This is a genomic window from Halomonas sp. SIMBA_159 (genome assembly GCF_046536035.1).
Classification (GTDB): domain Bacteria; phylum Pseudomonadota; class Gammaproteobacteria; order Pseudomonadales; family Halomonadaceae; genus Vreelandella; species Vreelandella venusta_A.
On sequence record NZ_JAWJBT010000466.1, the window covers coordinates 1 to 276 of the forward strand.

The following is a 276-nucleotide window of genomic DNA, read 5'->3' on the forward strand; positions in this document are numbered from 1 at the left end:
CTCTAAACCTGAGCATGACTGGCTGAGCAAAGCGTACGATTTATATTCGTTTAAGCTGTTACCCGCCATGGGGCAACTGGTAGCAAATGATAAAGAAAGCTACCAGTATCTGGCAGAGTCTATAAGGATGCATCCCGATCAGGAAACCTTGAAAGGCATGATGCAGACGGCGGGCTTTGCAGAGGTAAGTTACCACAATCTCACCGGCGGCATTGTCGCCCTGCACCGTGGTTATAAGTTCTGATGTTACCCTTACTGCCTCAGTTATTCTGTGCT

General features: G+C 48.2%; 1 protein-coding gene. It reads left to right on the top strand.

Going from position 1 to position 276, the window contains the following annotated elements; all coding sequences use genetic code 11:
• On the top strand, positions 1-244 hold a 244-nt coding region (locus R0J87_RS20040), incomplete at its 5' end, for a class I SAM-dependent methyltransferase (RefSeq protein ID WP_498888446.1).
• Between the last annotated feature and the right edge of the window lie 32 nt (positions 245-276).